This window comes from Mesotoga prima MesG1.Ag.4.2 (assembly GCF_000147715.2).
GTDB lineage: Bacteria > Thermotogota > Thermotogae > Petrotogales > Kosmotogaceae > Mesotoga > Mesotoga prima.
The window spans coordinates 133,712-150,783 of the sequence record NC_017934.1; the positions used below are offsets into that span (position 1 = coordinate 133,712).

At 43.9% G+C, this 17,072-nt stretch carries 15 protein-coding genes, 3 tRNA genes and 2 pseudogenes; 8 read left to right on the forward strand and 12 right to left on the reverse strand.

What is annotated here, in order from left to right; genetic code table 11:
* The first annotated feature begins 1,521 nt into the window (after positions 1 to 1,521).
* Both THEBA_RS00740 and THEBA_RS00745 read left to right on the forward strand, forming a co-directional pair.
* On the forward strand, positions 1,522 to 2,226 hold the full coding sequence (locus tag THEBA_RS00740; protein ID WP_014730039.1) for a formylglycine-generating enzyme family protein: 705 nt from the start codon (positions 1,522 to 1,524) through the stop codon (positions 2,224 to 2,226).
* A 333-nt stretch (positions 2,227 to 2,559) separates the two neighbouring features.
* The gene (locus tag THEBA_RS00745; protein ID WP_014730040.1) at positions 2,560 to 3,075 is read left to right on the forward strand and encodes a metallophosphoesterase family protein; all 516 of its coding nucleotides are present in this window, start codon (positions 2,560 to 2,562) and stop codon (positions 3,073 to 3,075) included.
* 314 nt (positions 3,076 to 3,389) lie between these two features.
* On the opposite strand, the gene THEBA_RS00750 is transcribed toward THEBA_RS00745, so the two are convergent.
* The 5 genes and pseudogenes from THEBA_RS00750 to THEBA_RS00765 form a co-directional block, all read right to left on the reverse strand.
* Positions 3,390 to 3,917, reverse strand: a complete 528-nt coding sequence (locus THEBA_RS00750; RefSeq protein WP_014730041.1) for a putative immunity protein — start codon at positions 3,915 to 3,917, stop codon at positions 3,390 to 3,392.
* 12 nt (positions 3,918 to 3,929) lie between these two features.
* Positions 3,930 to 4,339, reverse strand: a pseudogene (locus tag THEBA_RS14930) (iron chaperone).
* Between the two features lie 9 nt (positions 4,340 to 4,348).
* Positions 4,349 to 4,636, reverse strand: a complete 288-nt coding sequence (locus THEBA_RS00760; protein ID WP_014730042.1) for a DUF1905 domain-containing protein — start codon at positions 4,634 to 4,636, stop codon at positions 4,349 to 4,351.
* A 280-nt stretch (positions 4,637 to 4,916) separates the two neighbouring features.
* Positions 4,917 to 5,054: a hypothetical protein gene (locus THEBA_RS14370; protein WP_158309292.1), complete on the reverse strand. Its 138-nt coding sequence runs from the start codon at positions 5,052 to 5,054 to the stop codon at positions 4,917 to 4,919.
* 47 nt (positions 5,055 to 5,101) lie between these two features.
* Positions 5,102 to 5,371, reverse strand: a complete 270-nt coding sequence (locus THEBA_RS00765) for a hypothetical protein (RefSeq protein ID WP_014730043.1) — start codon at positions 5,369 to 5,371, stop codon at positions 5,102 to 5,104.
* A 192-nt stretch (positions 5,372 to 5,563) separates the two neighbouring features.
* Here THEBA_RS00765 and THEBA_RS00770 point away from each other — a divergent pair, with 192 nt between their 5' ends.
* From THEBA_RS00770 to THEBA_RS14765, 3 genes are all read left to right on the forward strand, one after another.
* On the forward strand, positions 5,564 to 6,802 hold the full coding sequence (locus tag THEBA_RS00770; protein ID WP_014730044.1) for an HD-GYP domain-containing protein: 1,239 nt from the start codon (positions 5,564 to 5,566) through the stop codon (positions 6,800 to 6,802).
* Positions 6,803 to 6,951: 149 nt separating this feature from the next.
* Positions 6,952 to 7,470: a hypothetical protein gene (locus THEBA_RS00775; protein ID WP_014730045.1), complete on the forward strand. Its 519-nt coding sequence runs from the start codon at positions 6,952 to 6,954 to the stop codon at positions 7,468 to 7,470.
* 27 nt (positions 7,471 to 7,497) lie between these two features.
* Positions 7,498 to 7,623 (forward strand): hypothetical protein, encoded by a 126-nt coding sequence (locus tag THEBA_RS14765; protein ID WP_014730046.1) that lies wholly within the window; start codon positions 7,498 to 7,500, stop codon positions 7,621 to 7,623.
* A 686-nt stretch (positions 7,624 to 8,309) separates the two neighbouring features.
* Here THEBA_RS14765 and THEBA_RS00780 read toward each other — a convergent pair.
* A complete protein-coding gene (locus THEBA_RS00780; RefSeq protein ID WP_014730048.1) occupies positions 8,310 to 8,570 on the reverse strand; it encodes a hypothetical protein in 261 nt (86 codons plus the stop codon).
* Between the two features lie 252 nt (positions 8,571 to 8,822).
* Between THEBA_RS00780 and THEBA_RS00785 the strand changes: the two genes are divergently transcribed.
* The 3 genes from THEBA_RS00785 (at position 8,823) to THEBA_RS00795 (ending at position 13,728) form a co-directional block, all read left to right on the forward strand.
* Positions 8,823 to 11,909 carry a type ISP restriction/modification enzyme gene (locus THEBA_RS00785; RefSeq protein WP_014730049.1) on the forward strand — a complete coding sequence of 1,029 codons (3,087 nt, stop codon included), beginning with the start codon at positions 8,823 to 8,825 and terminating at the stop codon, positions 11,907 to 11,909.
* 216 nt (positions 11,910 to 12,125) lie between these two features.
* On the forward strand, positions 12,126 to 13,247 hold the full coding sequence (locus tag THEBA_RS00790) for a helix-turn-helix domain-containing protein (RefSeq protein WP_014730050.1): 1,122 nt from the start codon (positions 12,126 to 12,128) through the stop codon (positions 13,245 to 13,247).
* Positions 13,240 to 13,728 (forward strand): DUF4411 family protein, encoded by a 489-nt coding sequence (locus THEBA_RS00795; protein ID WP_014730051.1) that lies wholly within the window; start codon positions 13,240 to 13,242, stop codon positions 13,726 to 13,728. The genes THEBA_RS00790 and THEBA_RS00795 overlap by 8 nt, the downstream gene beginning before the upstream one ends.
* On the opposite strand, the gene THEBA_RS13695 is transcribed toward THEBA_RS00795, so the two are convergent.
* From THEBA_RS13695 to THEBA_RS00820, 6 genes and pseudogenes are all read right to left on the reverse strand, one after another.
* A complete protein-coding gene (locus THEBA_RS13695; RefSeq protein WP_014730052.1) occupies positions 13,725 to 14,474 on the reverse strand; it encodes a hypothetical protein in 750 nt (249 codons plus the stop codon). The two genes, THEBA_RS00795 and THEBA_RS13695, sit on opposite strands and share 4 nt — an antisense overlap.
* Positions 14,475 to 14,884: 410 nt before the next feature.
* A pseudogene (locus tag THEBA_RS14935) lies at positions 14,885 to 15,034 on the reverse strand (LexA family protein); the annotation flags it as partial.
* A 294-nt stretch (positions 15,035 to 15,328) separates the two neighbouring features.
* Positions 15,329 to 15,405 (reverse strand) — tRNA-Met (locus THEBA_RS00805).
* Positions 15,406 to 15,411: 6 nt separating this feature from the next.
* A tRNA-Met gene (locus THEBA_RS00810) sits at positions 15,412 to 15,488 on the reverse strand.
* A 59-nt stretch (positions 15,489 to 15,547) separates the two neighbouring features.
* A tRNA-Leu gene (locus THEBA_RS00815) sits at positions 15,548 to 15,636 on the reverse strand.
* A 46-nt stretch (positions 15,637 to 15,682) separates the two neighbouring features.
* Entirely contained in the window at positions 15,683 to 17,014 is a 1,332-nt protein-coding gene (locus THEBA_RS00820; protein ID WP_014730053.1) for an MBL fold metallo-hydrolase, read from the reverse strand.
* Positions 17,015 to 17,072: the final 58 nt, after the last annotated feature.

A 17,072-nucleotide genomic window follows, 5' to 3' on the forward strand; every position in this document is an offset into this window, starting at 1 on the left:
ATTCTAAGTATATCGTTAAAAGCTAGATGCTGAAACGAGCATGACGAAATTAAGAGGGGTCCGGAGTCTGGGGTCTAGAGTCTAGCAAGAGTGATATCCCGTATAGGAACATTACGGGATGATAGCTCTTCCAAAAAGAGTTGTTGTAAGCATCCAGGAGCCAGTCTGCTAACGCAGGTCAGTTAGGCTTTGCCTGCCCAGACTCGCCTTCCCGTGGGCGCAGTAAACGTCTCGACAACGAACTATTTCGGTTGCTATTTTCGGAGAACGGGTCCTTGCTCTTGAACGGTCAACGGATAACGACCATTACAGCGCTCAGCGGGTTTTCCGCTTTTAAGCGTACAGCGGCTCTTAGATGCGAGATCCTGTGCAGGTCCCCCAAAAGAACGGATTAGGAAATTCGGGTTACTAGGAGCGGGTGTGAAACAGAAGAGCGGGTTACTGGGAACGGGTTAAGAAAACCGGGTTATGAGAATCGGGTTAGGAAGAACAAGATGCTTAATTGCATTCAGATAACGGGATGTAACACATTCCTAGGACCCGAGGCAGTCATCCTGACAATGCTCCTGGTCAGGATCCCTGTCTCTCGCGAAAAATGGGACCTAGGAAATTGTCAGTCCCGATTTTCGCTTACAGCGATCAGCGTCTCTCGGCAAGTGTCCAGCGCTCTCAGAACCGAGATGCTGAAACAAGTTCAAATGATAGAGTATGGCGTTGGCATGAGTAACCAGAGATTACAGCCTTTTCTTTCATCGTGTCATTCTGAGATGATCCTGCTCAGAATCTCGCTCTTCTCATGAAAGAAGCGAACTCTCCACAATGTTCATTCTCGTCTTCTCTCGATTGTTTATAAATCATTAACGTAATGTAATAAGCGGAGTTCTGAAGGACCGTTAATTCTATTTTGGTAGATTCAGTTATGATTCACTACGCGAACGCTGTTTCCTTAATTTATTACACTCCAGGAAAAACGATTACAAAACGAGAAAATCATTTACGAAAGCCCTTGTTGCTGGAAATATCGTTATGTCAGGTTCGTTTTGGTTCTTGCCGGAATAATCGGGACTGCTTCTTTCCATATTCACAATGTTCACTCCCATGCTCATCGTCAATTCCGAACCAGCCTTTATGAGTGATTGACTGGAGAAATGTTATAGAAAGATTGGCCAGGCTTATGAATCCAAAAAAATCCTCGAGACGGCAGTTTTTACAAGTGAATATTCATTCGTTTAAGATGGAAAAACTGCTATATTGATCATATGAGCGTGTTGCACTACCTGCCGTATATTTCCTTAGTCTTCACGTGCTTACTTTAAGTGCGAAGCCTCACTAATGGAGGTGAGGTAATGAAGAGAGCGGTATTTCTGACACTCTGGTTATGTTGCAGCGGCATTTGGGCTGGCAGGAAGTGGGTAATTCGTACTGGTAGTAAAGGGCAGCTTCACAATGGGGGACGAAGTGGGAGACTTATGAACTGGCACAAGGCCTGCCCACAAGGTAACCCTAACATACAGTTTCTATATGAACAAGTACGAGGTAACTTTCGACGAATTCGACGCATTTTGTGAAGCGACTGGCATAAACAAACCTGACGACAGAGGCTGGGGAAGGGGAAAGAGACCGGTTATCAACGTCAGCTGGAATGATTCCACAGCCTACTGCAACTGGTTGAGCGAAATGGAGAATCTCCCGAAGGCATACGATGAAAACGGCAGTTTTCTAGACAAAGACGGGATAATAACTTCAGATCCTTCCAGGGTTGTCGGCTATAGGCTGCCTACAGAGGCCGAGTGGGAGTATGCTGCACGTGGCGGAAAGTTAAGCAAGGGGTTCAGATATTCGGGAAGCAACAGCGCAGATGAGGTCGCCTGGTACTTATACAATTCTGAAGATGAGCTTCTTGAAGGCCCGCTTAGCGGCGAAGATGGCTTGAAAGCTATTACGGAAAACAACAGCAGATCTCACGAGGTCGGTACAAAAGCCCCCAACGAACTCGGACTCTATGATATGTCTGGAAATGTATGGGAGTTTTGCTCGGACTGGTATGAAGCTTACTCCAGTTCGGAACAGACGAATCCATATAATGATAGTGGTTCTTTCATGGTGTTTCGTGGTGGCAGTTGGTTTGACATCGAGAATGCCGTTCGAGTCGCTATTCGGAGCGGAAACTCGCGTACTTTCAGATATTATTATTTGGGTTTTCGGGTTTGCAGGACAGCCTTCTGAGTTTGCTCTCCTGAAGATTCTTGAGTTAAGAATAGCTGAGGCAAGTAAACCCAGGGTAGATGCTGGCGAAACCTGCCCGCTTTTTTGTGGAGATCGAATATTGAACTAGATCTTTCAGATAAGTTTGCTCGATGTTTTATGACCGAGTCTAAGCGAAAACCGGAGGTTGACACCGGACAGATACTCAAACTATCATATAAGTGAATTCTTGTGAATTAAGGATATACTAGTTCTTCCGGTGCGGATCGTTGCAGTAATATCCTGAGGTTTTCGTGAAAGATCGCTTGCCTCGATCAAGAAATACGTTGTGATTATCAGGAGTCGTTCAATAATATGAAAGTGTTCTTTATCTCCGATACACATTTTGACCACAAGAACATAATCGCCTATACCAGTCGACCCTTTCCCGATGTGGAAACCATGAATCAGAAACTAATAGACCGTTGGAACGAGACAGTCGCGGAGGGCGATCTTGTGTATTTTCTCGGTGATTTCTGCATGAGACCAAAACAGAATGCCAGGAGATTTCGTAGGCTTCTGAACGGTTCAATCATACTGATAAAGGGTAATCATGATGGAAAGGCTGCGATTTACCTTGAAGCCGGATTTCTTGAAGTTCACAAGAGGCTTGTCATTGAACATCCCGAACGAAATGATGTCAAGATTCTTCTTACTCATAGAGCTCAGCCCAATCCAGGAGCAGATATAGCCCTGAACATCCACGGACACATCCATGACTCTGCATTGTCAGGCGAGAACTATACAGGAAGGTACTTCAACGTTTCCGTAGAAAACATTGGATACAGACCTGTTGAGTTAAGAAGATTGCTGGAACTAGCAGGTATCTGAGGGTTTGGTTAGATGCTGGAGCCGAAAAGCCGGCTGCATTGCAAGAAATTCACGGATAGAGCCGAGTCATATTAGTATCTCAAATACTGCTATTTAGTAGGTGATATACTGATTACTCCTTGCCGGTTTGTTTATGAAGTAAGAAAAAACAGCTGGAGACGGATAGAGCCTGTCCCGCTTCCAGCTGTGTGTCTTGCAACTTGCATCTTGGAACTTGCAACTAGTCTTTCGCTCTAATTCTTCAACGCAGTATTCTTAACGTTTCGGTGATTTTGCGGCGGGACACCGATTTGCCCGCCTAAAACTCAACACGCTCAATAGTACCAATCGATGTTTGCAGGATTGGGTTCGTCTACAACCGAAATTTCACAAAGTGCCGCAAGCATGTGTTCACACTCCTGTTCGGCGCGTATCTCAAGACGTTCCCAGGGGGCCTCTGTTCCCAGTTCATCGTATGCGACCGCCAGAGCGCCATATAGAGCGAGCCCTATGCAGTGCCTTGCAGCATGGATAGTCGACGCGCTTTGAGCTATCGCTCTCGCCGCAATGTGTGCAACATGATTACTTTCGGCCTCTCTTGCAGCCTCATGGCACCGGAGAATTTTCTTTTTCGCCTGCTGAAACTGGATTTTACCGTTTAGCCATAGTCTCGCAGAATCCAGCGCGAATTTGGGACGTAGGTCGTCCGGGCAGTACTTCAACCATAGAGGCAGAATAATTCGCTCAGAGTAATCGATGGCCCAGTTTGCAAGCGTCGTCTTGCTCTGAGTTTCGATTTGTCTCATGAGCAATTTGATGTACGAAGCATTCAAATCGTTGAGCATCTTTCGCAATCTCGGCATACTCTTCCTCCATTAGTGATGTTCGTTATTTTTATAACACCATTCTGCGATCTCTGCAATAAGCTTAAGAGGTATCGGCTTGCAGTATTGAAACTGAATCGCGCCCTTGCTTGTACTAAACTCTGTCAACCGGTCGGCAAAATGCGCAACGGCTTTGTCGCCGGGATAGAGGCCGATGTGATTCTTAAAGGCTGCGAAGTGGATATGTTGTGCTTTTTCCAGTATGTAGGCATTCTCCATGAGATTCTCTCCTCCGCATCTGGCAGCGTTGCGCGGAGCGTGTCTCTCACTTGATGGAGGAGCGGTCGAACGCTTTCGGGTTGGGCTTCAATGTAGGAGTCAATCGTTTTCAGGGGCTCACCGCACGAATGCTTCTGATTCTCTTTCTCAAATTCACGGCCACATTTCGGACACTGCCACATAGGAACTCACTACTCCCTTTCCCTTACCGTGACTTTAACGCTGTCACCAGGCTTCTTCCCGATTCTAGACCTTATATCCTTTCTTATGCCGATAACGTAGCAGATGGTACCGTCGGGGTTCTTCATTCCCATATTAACAACGCTTCCATCGTACGGCTCGCCGTCGAAGGTAACATGGACCTTAACCCTCCCCCTGCCAAACTCCTCCCTGATATCATATGGAAATTCGATATACGCTCCGTCTATGTCGGGGACCTTACGGATAACGGCATCAAACTCATAGACTCTCGGATTCATAGTCAATAACCTCCTTCAGAAAAGGTCTTCAGTAGTCTCTCCGCGGCGACAATAGACAAGAATTCTATTTCAAGACTCTTATCACAGAGCGCCTCCATCGATGTTCGGGTCATGTTTCTGTAATTCTCCGTTCCGATTGCGAGAGACAAGTCTACTGGTCAAACCGAGAACAAATCAGACTGAATATGTATTATAGATAATACACGGTCGTTCTTCCGCAGAGAAGAAGTCTTAGACCTCTCTAGAAGTTAATGAAATCGCTTTAGCAATAATCATAGTCTCAAGTCTCTACTGTTCCAAAAAGAAATCGGGAATCCAGATTCGATTCCCTAATTACGAGAAGCATAGTTTGAAGTCCGTTTTGAATGAGCTGATAGTAACCCTGGAATGCGTAAGCGGCAAGAAAATTCCGCTTCAAACCGAACTCTCTCCGATCCATTCAGCTCTGAGCAAGGATTACATGAACTATTCCAGCGTGACGTAGCATCCCTTTCCTTTCGTACAGCTGCCAATTGCAAATGCAGCCGATTCCGGATTCATTTCCGGCAGGTAGAAAACAGTTGTGAGTTCCTCAACATCCTGTCCATGCTGTGACCAGAAACTTTCGGCCAGTTTCTTCAGGCTGTCTTCGGAAGGACTGTAACTGAGGACCCGTACCTCAACGTTTCTGGGGTGCATAGCCTTGCCGAACTCCCTTATCCGAAGGATTTCATAGTCAATCTCCCCGCTTTTCAACCCCTTGTCTCCGATTAGAATGACTACAGTACGAATGATTTCTTACATCAGTTTACCTGCAGAACAAAAGATCTATTGGCTCGCAGTTAAGCAAGTGTTTCTGACAGTTCTTGAATAACGTTTAGATCAAAATATTAAGTGATATGATTAAATAAAATTCATGAAGTTCAGCAAAGCAATGGGAGGTGGAGCATGAAAGGATTCGATGAGCTCAGGTATATCCGCCCTACTCAAGTTATTTTCATTTTTGCTGTTACCGTTGTTCTAATGCTGCTTCCATATCACATCTTTCAGAATGAAGCTATAGATTACACACAGAAGATTTACTCAGGAATTTTCGAAACGTCAGTCGAGAATCTAGCATCTGCTCTTAGCGTAGGTTATTTCCAGCGGAGCGCAATGTACGATGCGGTTTCTTCTGGAGACGAAGAGTTTGTTGAAGAGATGCTCCAAGAAATACAGCAAGATTTTCCGGGAGTAAGGTCTGCCAGACTAATAGAAAGACCGCCCGATGTGCCGTTAAAAGATCAATACAAGCTGTCTAACATTGATCAAGAGCTCTATCTTTATTTCAACATCTATGACAGCCTTATGGAAAATGAGGTCTCTGACCGGGTCGTGATTGCGAGAATCGACAAAGATGTATTGCTCTCGGAGATGCACTTGGATGAGAGAGTAAGCTTAACTTCCGGAGGATCAAAGTCTTTTGCGTATGGGCTTAGGGCTGAAGTAGAAGGATATGACCTCACGAAGTGGCTCATATTCCACTCTCTGACGGCCGGAATACTCGGTGTCTTGTTTATGATGGAAGTGCTGGCGCTCGGACTTTCCAGATACTACGAGATGCATGGCCTGCAGGAGATCATGTATTTGTGGGAGTTGGAAGACTCATATACGGCTTTTCATTCTAAGAATGTGTCGAAGATAGCCGGACTTCTCGGAAAGAAACTCGGATTAAGCAGGAAGAAGATCCAGCAAATCGTTAACGGAGCTAAACTTCACGACATAGGAAAGATCGGGATTTCACAGAAGATATTGAGAAAGAGAGGACCGCTCGATGAGATCGAAAGAGAGGTCATTCAAGGACATCCAGCCCATGGAAAAGAAATCCTTGAGCACTTCAAGTATCTTCAGCAGTTTATTCCGTATGTCTACATGCACCACGAGAGGGAAGACGGCTCTGGATATCCTCAGGGTCTGAAGGGAGACCAGATCCCGCTAGAGGCTAAGATACTGGCTGTGGCAGATGTCTTCGAAGCCCTCACGGCGAACAGGTCTTACAGAGACGCTTACTCCTTTGCCAAGGCCGTTGAAATGATGACTGAAATGCCCCTTGATCAGGGTATAGTCTCTGCGCTCATAGAGATCCTTCCCGAGCTTGAGACAGAGCTAAGCGGGAGAAATCCGGAGAAGTGTTGGGAGAGGACGTGAGTGATATTTTTGGTTCTAGACAGGTTTGATCAAACGAAAAGCAATCCTTTCAAGGGACTGCCGTCTTTGCAAATTTCCTCTGACGCGATTGTGTTTACTCATGTGCTAGAATTCAGTAGTAAGACCTCCAAACTATTGGGAGTGGGACTTTGAATAATTACACAGTTATTCGTGAAGAACCTGATTCTGAAAGGAATCTTGAATTGCTACTTGAAGAGACGGAGAGGATTTTCTACTATCAGCTCGAATTAAGTGACAAACTGGACGCAAAAGCAACCAGTTTCATTCTCTTCTACTCAATACTGTTTGGTGCAGAAGCGATTATCGTTTCTACGTTTTATGAGATGATGAAATCAACGTATTTACTGAGTATGCACTTGCTTGCCTCGAGTGTAATTCTTTCGTTCTTGGGATTGTTTTTTGCTGTATTGGGTTTACGCCCAAAGGTCTTCGCAATTTCAATGATAAGTAGAGCAGAGATTGACTGCACTGCAAGTAAATCGTATGACGATCTTTGCAAGCACCTAATTGCTTACTACGTTGATAAAGTGCAACCGAACAAGCTCAGCAATGATAAGAAAGCGAGCTGCCTATCGATCTCATCTTTACTGGGAGTGCTGAACCTTTCTGTCTTAGCGTCATTTCTTGTAGTAATCATCATAATGTAAACTGGGGATAGTTGAGGGAGGAATGTCATGAGCAAGAAGTCCAAACCCGCAAAACCGAAACCGAATTCTTCGGTTCTTCCACCAAAACCGATTTTTGAAGGAGGACATCAGAAGAAGGATTCAGGTGAAAAGGTTGAGGAAAGAAAGAAATAGCGTTACGACGTATTGAAAAAAGAAAAGCAATCTAGTCACACATGAAAGTGTAACCACATCAGTCATAACAACTTGTTATTTGCAAAAATCTCTTGAACCACAAAGAAAGCTTCGCGTGAAAACTCAGGCCAGGATTAATGTTTCTGCCAAATTCATTGCAATTCCATTTATCAAATCCACAGTCCTTAGAAGCAAATCTGCTATTCTGATCATATATAACACCTCACTATTGGCTCTGCTGCAGTTTAAAATTAAACGGATAATTGATTGTAGATAAATTAACATACATAATAGAAACATTAAACCCTGGACATCAGGAAATCCTGACCTCAATTCTCATCATCATAATTATATAACATAATGGCATACTATATGTGGTCTTGGCGTTACAGTTATATGTAATTTGAAGTACTGTCTTCGATGTTTATCGGTGAAACCTCATATGTTCGCAATTCGTTGATCCCATTCCGACAAGTTGAAGTTCCTTTGTGAACCTAGCACATTCCAAAACACAATCATCACCGTCCCAATAAAACACCTGAAAGCAGTTTCACGAATTATCTTGCGGTCGCTTGAACAAATACTTCTTTGCTATCCCAAAGGACCTCGTCAGATTGCCATTGTGTCTGGAAACTTAGCTCACAAAGCTCACTAATACGTTATAAGAGAAGAGTGATGACCAGCTCCTAAGGACGGCTTTCATAGAGTCTGAAGTGATTCACTTCCAAGAAGCTGATTCCGTTTTCTGAGCTGATTCTAACCTTTCTGCCTTCTACGAGAGTTGTCTTGAGCTCATCGATGTCTTGATCTGTAAAGGAGCGTGACTCGAAAGTGACATACTCCCGAGATACCACATTTCTACCAAGAATTGTCACATAATAGTCTTTCTTGCCATGGTAATCTCTCCACATAACGCGAATGATCTCGATATCTTGGATTTCCGGCATCCCTATCTCCCTTCAACTGATTGCAGCCGCAATAAACTGGAAAACGTATAGTAATTCTACACGACTTAACTTTCAAAACAAAACCTCCGGATAATCTCAGCTTATGTTATCAGGAAGTTGTGAGACCTCCATTAAGAACCATGGGCATAGTCTCAATAGGGGTTTTCCAGATAATCCACAAACTGCAAACGTCGTATACTATGAAGAATACGCTACAATGGAAATAAGTCAACAAGCTAAGGGGGGTTAGTCTTGTTTGAAGCTTACTTAAAAGGGATCTTCGAGAAGTTTAGACATGGAGATGCAAGGGAAGAGAGCTATTACTCGGTTCTTGAGAGACTTCTAAATGATTATGCTGCCGAGAAAAACATAAAGGCAAGTGTTACTACTCTTCCTAAACAAACGGAGGCAGGGAATCCCGATTTCAGGATCTGGGACGGAAAGCAGAACATAATCGGATATATTGAGGCTAAAGAGCCTTCCGTAAATTTGGACTCTGTTGAGAACTCTGAGCAGCTGAAACGCTACAGATCAACCTTTCATTGTCTGATACTAACTAACTTCTTTGAGTTTCGTTTGTTCATAGATGGCGAGAAGAGAATGAGCTCTCTATTTGCCTATTCAAATATTATGTTTTCGATGAACAGGGTCCCTCCCGTGCAGGATGAAAGCGGTATTCTTCGACTTCTTGAAGGTTTCTTCGAATCATCAACCCCCAGGGTATTGAACGCTAAGAGTTTGGCAACAGAGCTGGCCAAGAGGACCCGGTTTCTTAGGGATGAAATAATAAGAGTAGAACTGGAAAGCGAGAATGCCGATTCTGAAGATCTTGAGGGATTCTACGAGGCTTTCAAGGACTACTTGATCTCTGATCTGACGATCGAAGGCTTTGCAGATTTATACTCTCAGACAATAACTTATGGCCTTTTCGCTGCCAGGACGCGTGCAACCAACGGTTTTAATAGACAGCTTGCATACACATATATTCCCAAAAGCATCGGCATACTTAGTGATGTCTTTCAATATATCTCTATGGGGAAGATCTCAAGATCTATGGAATGGATGGTTGATGACATTTCGGCCATTCTTGCGACTGCAGATGTAAGAGGCATTCTTGATCGGTTTTATCATGAAGGAAAAGGTTCAGACCCGATAATTCACTTCTATGAGACTTTTCTAGCAGAGTACGATCCTAGTACAAGGGAGAAGCGGGGAGTCTACTACACACCCGAGCCAGTGGTCTCTTACATAGTAAGATCACTTAATATCATTCTCAAAGAGAAATTTGGAAAAGCAGACGGCTTTGCAAGTGAAGGTGTAACCGTTCTTGATCCTGCAGCCGGTACCATGACCTTTCTTGCACAGGCTGCTAAACTGGCGGTTGAAGAATATTCTCAAAAGTACGGTGAAGGAATGGTCCCGGGCCTTATACGAGATCACATATTGAAAGACTTCTATGCCTTTGAACTTATGATGGCACCATATGCGATTGGCCATATGAAGATGTCTTTCTTCCTTGAGGAGCTTGGCTACAGAATGGAAGATGATGAAAGATTCAAACTTTATCTGACTAATGCTCTTGATATGGAGGAGCACGGCCAAGCAAAGTATGTTGGAACAACCTCTCTTGCTCAGGAATCTGAGCTCGCGGGTCAAGTGAAGAAAGAAGAAGATATTCTTGTCATACTCGGGAATCCACCTTACTCCGGTCACTCTTCCAACAAAGGGAATTGGATTTCTGAAGAAATAAAGAGATACTTCTTTTCTGATGGAAAGCCACTTGGAGAAAGGAATCCAAAGTGGCTTCAAGATGATTATGTGAAGTTCATCCGATTTGCTCAGTGGAAGATTGAAAGCGCAAAGAAGGGAATAGTGGGGATTGTAACGAATCATTCATATCTGGAAAATGCTACTTTCCGAGGTATGAGAAAGTCATTAATGAAGACCTTCGATGAAATATTCATTCTAGATCTACACGGCAATAGTAGAAAGAAAGAGAGGGCTTCGGATGGTTCAGAGGACCAAAATGTTTTCGACATCCAGCAAGGGGTGGCGATAGCGTTTTTTATTAAGAACTCTGACGCAATCACTTCCACAGTTAAGCATGAAGATCTTTGGGGTAGGCGCCAGACAAAATACGATTGGCTTGAGGGAAACATGATTCTGTCAACTGAATGGAAACAGCTTAGTCCATCATCTCCAAAGTACTTCTTTGTGCCAGTTGATGAGGAAAAGCTTCGCAGATACAATGATTGGACACGCATTAGTGAAATCTTTCCTACCAGCAGTGTTGGCATTGTGACGGCTAGAGACAAGCTAACGATTCATTTCACTCCAAACGAAGTCTGGAATACCGTTAACCTTTTCATAAAGCTAAGTCCAGAAAATGCTAGAACCGCTTTTGAACTTGGTAAAGATGCACTTGATTGGAAGGTGGAATATGCCAGAAGAGATTTAGTCGAGTCAGGGCCAGACAAATCGAAGGTGGTACCCATTTTGTACAGACCATTTGATGTTCGTTTCACATACTATACAGGTAGATCTCGAGGTTTCATCTGCAGACCGAGATCCGGGGTGATGGCAAATATGCTGGGGGAGAATCTTGCAATTATTACATGCAGGGTCAATAGGCAGATGAGTAACAACTACTTCTTTGTAACGGATAAGATAACCGATTTCCATGTACTTGATTCAGCAGGGGATTCGACATCAGTTTTCCCGCTTTGGATCGGCACGTCACCAGAAACGGGACCTCTGTTTGCCCAAGATATCGAGGAAGGATCAAGGCCAAACCTATCAAACAAACTCTCTGGTTTGCTATGCAGAGACTTAAATCCAATAGATGTTGCCAGATACATATATTCGATCTTCAATTCAAATACCTACAGGAAAACGAATGCTCCTTTCTTGAAATCAGATTTTCCAAGAATTCCGCTGACATCGTATCGTGAACTCTTCGAGGAAATCGCTTCGTATGGCAGTAGACTTATTGACCTTCACCTAATGAGGTCACCTGATCTGGAGAACTTAGTGGCTAGATTTCCAGTTGCTGGGAGTAACGAGGTCGAAAAACTCTCATATGAAGAGAAGAACACCCGAATATACATAAACAAAGACCAGTATTTTGAGGGAATCCCATTGCAGGTATGGAAGTTTATGATCGGAGGCTACCAAGTGTGCAAAAAGTGGCTGAAGGACAGAAAAGGTAGACCGCTTTCAAATGCCGAAATACTTCACTATCTCAAGGTCGTGACCGCAATATCAAAGACAATTGAGATACAGAGTGAAATCGATGAGATCTATCCCCTCATAGAGCAGAACAGCGTGAAAATCAATTAGAGATATCTATTGACTATATGAGAATAATTTCGCCGAATAGTGTCGCATCATCAGTTTTGAATTCCAATACTTGTAAGCAGGCAGCAGGCAGGAAATCATGTCTTGAAACTTATCACAATGAATTGTTAAATGTGTTCAAAAGAATTAGTTGCTCAAACGCATAATGATATACTATTTTCATTATCAGAAATGTGAAGGCTTGGAGGGTTAGATCCTGTGAATTCGACCAGAATGTCCATAAACCACAAGACACTGGCAGAAACTCGAGTGAATCTCGGTTTCTCATTGGATGCTGCCGCCAAGAAGATTGGTGTGAAGTCTTTGGTGCTTGCCTCTTGGGAGAGCGGCGAGAAGAAACCAACATATATTCAGTTGATGAAGGCAAGTAGAACTTATGGTTTGCCGAGTGCGTACTTTTTTGGTGATAATGTTTATGCAGAAGAACAACCGCCTGATTTTAGGAGTTTTCCTGATATTCTGCAAAGACAGATTCCGGAGATTAGATTGGAGATCCGCTACGCTCGGGAAAGAAGAGAGACTGCTATTGAGCTGCTAAGCGAGCTCGATGAGGACATTCCATATTTGGAGATTCCAGCGTTGAAGAATAGTGAATCACTAACAAAAGTTATTAGAGATGTCTTAGGCATTCAAGTTGACACACAAATGAAGTGGTCTAATCCTTATGAAGCGCTTAATAAGTGGTGTCTCTCATTTGAAAAGGCAGGTATAATTGTATTTCAGTTCAGTGGAATAGATGTTGATACAATGAGGGGATTCTGTCTGAACGAGCGCCCTCTTCCTGTTATTGGTTTGAATATCAAAGACTCACCTCATGCAAGAATCTTCACGTTATTTCACGAGTTGAGGCATCTCGTTTTCAGAGAAGGAGGGATCTGCGATCTTCACGATAGTGGTCATGAAAAACTCTGCAATGAGTTTGCTGGAGAGTTTTTAGTCCCTGATCAAGATCTTCTTAGGATTCGAGCAGTACGAACTCACACCGGAGTAACTTGGGAAACTTCTGAGCTCAATGAACTTTCAAGGATTTTCTCCGTTAGCCAAGAGGTGATTCTGAGAAGATTGTTGTCTTTGGGTTTGACAACAAAGAGTTTCTACCAGCAGTTTAGGGTAGCTTCAGTTGAGAAATCGCGCAGACCATCATCAAGAGGTTACATGTCATATACCGTTAGGCTGTTGAAGGAGAACGGTGCTTTCTTCACAAACCTGCTAGTCAGTTCTTATGATGCAGGAGTGATCTCTTCTGTTGATGTTTCAAGCAGTATTAGGGGTGCAAAAGTAGAGTATTTGGAAAAGCTGAGGAAGATGATTCGTGAGTAAAGAAAATGCGAACTCGCAGGTTTATGTAATAGACACATCTTCAATTCTGGACTGGTTGAAAAGATACTACTCCAGTGACGTGTTCCCTGCACTGTGGGACAAAGTTCATGATCTTATTGCAGAAGAGAGATTGATTGCTCCCTATGAGGTCTACAAAGAAATTCAGGTCGGTGGAGATGAAATTGCGAAATGGGCTAGTAAGCACGAAGAAATGTTCATTGAACCATCAAACTCTGAGCAGTCCTTTGTTGGAGATATGATTAGTAATTCGAAAGTAACTACACCAAAGAAAACAAAGTCTGGACTTTGGGCTGATCCATGGGTCGTAGCGATGGCTAAAGAGAAAGAAGCGATTGTAATAACTGGAGAGCAGGCGCGCAATGTGTTTCCTGCTTCAAGAATACCTGACGTATGCAAGCTGTACAAAATTAGATGCGGGACCTTTCTCGAGCTTATGAGGCTAGAAAAGTGGGTGTTCTAGGGTCGGTTCTGCTTTTGTTTTTGCCTTTCGAGCTTAGTTCTTGAGGTCTCTCCACTTGTTTTTTGAGATATCTTAGTTCCAAAAAACGCTTCCAATAGTCGCTCCATTGATCTTAGATAAGACCCATATTGTTCGTTTTTCGAATCCTCTTGCCATCGAGATTCTGCGAAACCCTGCATTGTTTGATCTCTTAAGACCATGAGTTCATGATATATCTGATCCAATCTCTCGCTGATAATTGCCAAAGCCCTTTCATTGCGGGTCCCCATCCGCATCTCCTTCAGTAGTTCCGCATTCATTATCGGGTTCTCAATCAACCCGTCGTTTTCGCCGTTCTCTATCCCTAGAATCACTTTACGCAAACCATTCTTCAATTCTTCTGTGGAACTTGGATGCCCTATGTCATAGAATATCGTCCTCTGGTTGCCTACATCAAAGGGAAGAACCTGATCTCTAGAAATCATCTGTATAACAGGCTTCCTGTAAGCATGTCTTACTGCTAGCTCATACATTACATTAGGGTTATGATCTGTAAGATCAGCAATCACTAGATCATCATGTATGAGATGATGAACAATGTCATTCGTTATCATTCCCGGAGAAGCTATTTGGTCGGCCCTTTGTACTGTATATCTTTCAAGAACTGGTTTAAGAACATAGTCAAGAATTTCGTCCGAGCGCCTTCTCAAATCTGAGTTTTCTGGACCGATTGGACATACAAAGAAACACTTCTTTTTTTCTTGCATCAGCAATCAGCTCCTTTAGCATTCACTTCCTGTGGTTTTCCCTCATATCCTCTACATCTAGGCAAGCAGTAAGAATGCCGTTCCTGAACCGAAGATCAAAGAAGGAGACTGATAGTAGCTGCCGTTCCCCAAGGATTTCGTAGAATCAGAGTGATCTAAAGTGCTATTGAGAGTTAGGCTGGCTGAATCATTTTGAACACTCGCTGACGAAGTCTCTCAAAGAAACCTGAACAAAGCATTGTGATGCAAGCTTTTATGTATCTCCAAGTGCTCTATCTCGTCCCCTTGTCTCCGAAAGAAATGCCATCACGAATCAGAAAACTTTCTTTTCAAACCAACAACTACCCCGATAATAGCACATTCGGAGTCTGATCTTTCCTTATTTGTCTTAATTGGCTTTTATTAATGGTCTAAGAGGTAAGAATCACCGTGTCAGATCTCTTGTGGAAGTATTTGATGACGCCTTCCTGGCCATTTATTCTAACAACTACCATCTGCCCGTTTCTTGCGACCGGCTGTTTTCGCACGAAAACTACGTCACCGTCAAGCAGTTTAGGGAAAACGCTGAAGCCTTCCCTAAAATAAAGTCAATACCTTCTTTGATAGTGGAAGCTGAGTTATGCCAACAACATATCGACTTGGGTTCCGCTTGATTGGGAAGGAATTAATTTCATGCCTTTGCACAGATTAGAAATATAAAAATGGAGGTATCCATTTCTGAAACCAATGAACCAGAAACAGCTCATCTGATTAACTTGTTTCTCGTTCTCCAGTGTAAGGAAAATAATGATAAAGCCCCGGTTGTCCCGGGGCTGTCAATTTCGGTTCGTACCCTATGAGTGTACACAAATGCTTGGTGGCGGCGGTCAGAATCGAACTGACGACTCTGCGGGTATGAACCGCATGCTCTAGCCAGCTGAGCTACACCGCCTAATAATGGTAGCGGGGACAGGATTTGAACCTGTGACCTTTGGGTTATGAGCCCAACGAGCTACCAGACTGCTCCACCCCGCACCGAGTATCTATCTGCTCACAATATTCTATATATTAATGACCTGCTTTCTTTGCTTCCATGGTGCCGGGGATGGGAATCGAACCCACACGGAGCCCTCGCTCCAACGGATTTTAAGTCCGTTGCGTCTGCCAGTTCCGCCACCCCGGCAACCGTACACTATGATAACACCGGCACATTTCCTTGTCAACCGGAGCTAGAGCTCGACTGTCTGAAGATTCGATGGTATCTGAATCTCAAACTCATACTGGAGTTCTTCGGCAAGGTTTTCCAGCGCGGCTTCATCACCGTGGACGTAGATCAGTTTCTCCGGCTGAAGTCTTCTGGGAAGATCCAGCAGCTCCTGGTAGTCTGCGTGACCGGAGAAATTGAATATATCTATGTTCTTTGTGCCGATCTCGATCGAATCGTCTCCCATTTGAATTCGCTCATCGCCGTTCTTATTTGCCTGTAGGATTTTGTATCCGTCGGATTCGGGACTCTGGTAACCCATGAAGAAGATCGCGTCTTTGCTGTTTGGCAGCATCTGTTTCGCGAATATATACGATAGTGTATCCTCGACAAGCATTCCGGCAGAGAAGACAAATAGAGCGGGCTCTCTCGAGAAGAGGAGCCTCTCGATGCTCTTTGGAGCCACAGTAACGTTATTCTGAAAGCTCTTGATAAACCACTTCCTGTCCTTTTCACTTATACTCTCGTAGTTGCTCATGTAAAGACTGCTGAGGGAGGCCACCATACCATTCGTGTATATCGGGACTGAGGGGATCTTTTTCTTTTCCATGAGCATGAGGAGCATATAGATTGCTTCCTGGCCCCTACCAAGAGCGAACACAGGCATGAGGATACGGCCACCGTTTTCCAGAACGCGTTTCACGGATTTGCTCAGGCGCTCTATTTCGCTGTATCTTGTCAGAAGCTGATTTTCTTTCGCGCCGTATGTTCCCTCGGATATTAGTGTCTCGACCTTTTTGGGAAGCTGGGCAGGTGGGATGGTGAGCTGCTGAGAAAGCGAAATATCTCCTGAATACAGTATCCGCCTTCCTCTGTGTTCAAGAAAGATCGAGGCGGCGCCCATAACGTGGCCTGCAGGGTACAGGGCAACATCTACCACATCGTCTATTGAGTATCTCTGAAAGTACTCCATGGGATATATTCTTCTCTTCAGCTCGTTCACTTCGCCGTGGTTGTAGAGTATCGGCTCGACCCCGTCCTTGGCGTTTTTCTTCTTCATGACTTCGACTGAGTTCTGGAGAATTCTGAGTGCCAGACCTTTGTTTTCCTGTGCCATGAGGATCGGAGCATTTGGCCATCTTTGAGAAATATAAGGTAGAGAAGAGAGATGGTCGTAGTGGGAGTGAGAGATCATTATCACATCTAGATCGTTTATCTTGTCAATTTCCGGTAGCGACTCGTAACCTTCCTTTACTGGGTGTCTTCCTGCATCAATTAGGATATTCTTACCGTCCAGACTAAGGAGATAGGAGTTTGCGCCTATCTCGCGGCCGCCACCTAGCGGCGTAAGTGTCATTAAATTTCCTCCTTGTTATTATAATTCTAACAAAAATCAGAGGAATTAACTTTAACTC

Excerpts from the sequence above, each read along its gene's own strand:
- THEBA_RS00740 (WP_014730039.1), top strand. The coding sequence starts at position 1,522 with ATGAACAAGTACGAGGTAACTTTCGACGAATTCGACGCATTTTGTGAA.
- THEBA_RS00750 (WP_014730041.1), bottom strand. The coding sequence starts at position 3,917 with ATGCCGAGATTGCGAAAGATGCTCAACGATTTGAATGCTTCGTACATC.
- THEBA_RS00760 (WP_014730042.1), bottom strand. The coding sequence starts at position 4,636 with ATGAATCCGAGAGTCTATGAGTTTGATGCCGTTATCCGTAAGGTCCCC.
- THEBA_RS00745 (WP_014730040.1), top strand. The coding sequence starts at position 2,560 with ATGAAAGTGTTCTTTATCTCCGATACACATTTTGACCACAAGAACATA.
- THEBA_RS00770 (WP_014730044.1), top strand. The coding sequence starts at position 5,564 with ATGAAAGGATTCGATGAGCTCAGGTATATCCGCCCTACTCAAGTTATT.
- THEBA_RS00820 (WP_014730053.1), bottom strand. The coding sequence starts at position 17,014 with ATGACACTTACGCCGCTAGGTGGCGGCCGCGAGATAGGCGCAAACTCC.
- THEBA_RS14765 (WP_014730046.1), top strand. The coding sequence starts at position 7,498 with ATGAGCAAGAAGTCCAAACCCGCAAAACCGAAACCGAATTCTTCGGTT.
- THEBA_RS00780 (WP_014730048.1), bottom strand. The coding sequence starts at position 8,570 with ATGCCGGAAATCCAAGATATCGAGATCATTCGCGTTATGTGGAGAGAT.
- THEBA_RS13695 (WP_014730052.1), bottom strand. The coding sequence starts at position 14,474 with ATGCAAGAAAAAAAGAAGTGTTTCTTTGTATGTCCAATCGGTCCAGAA.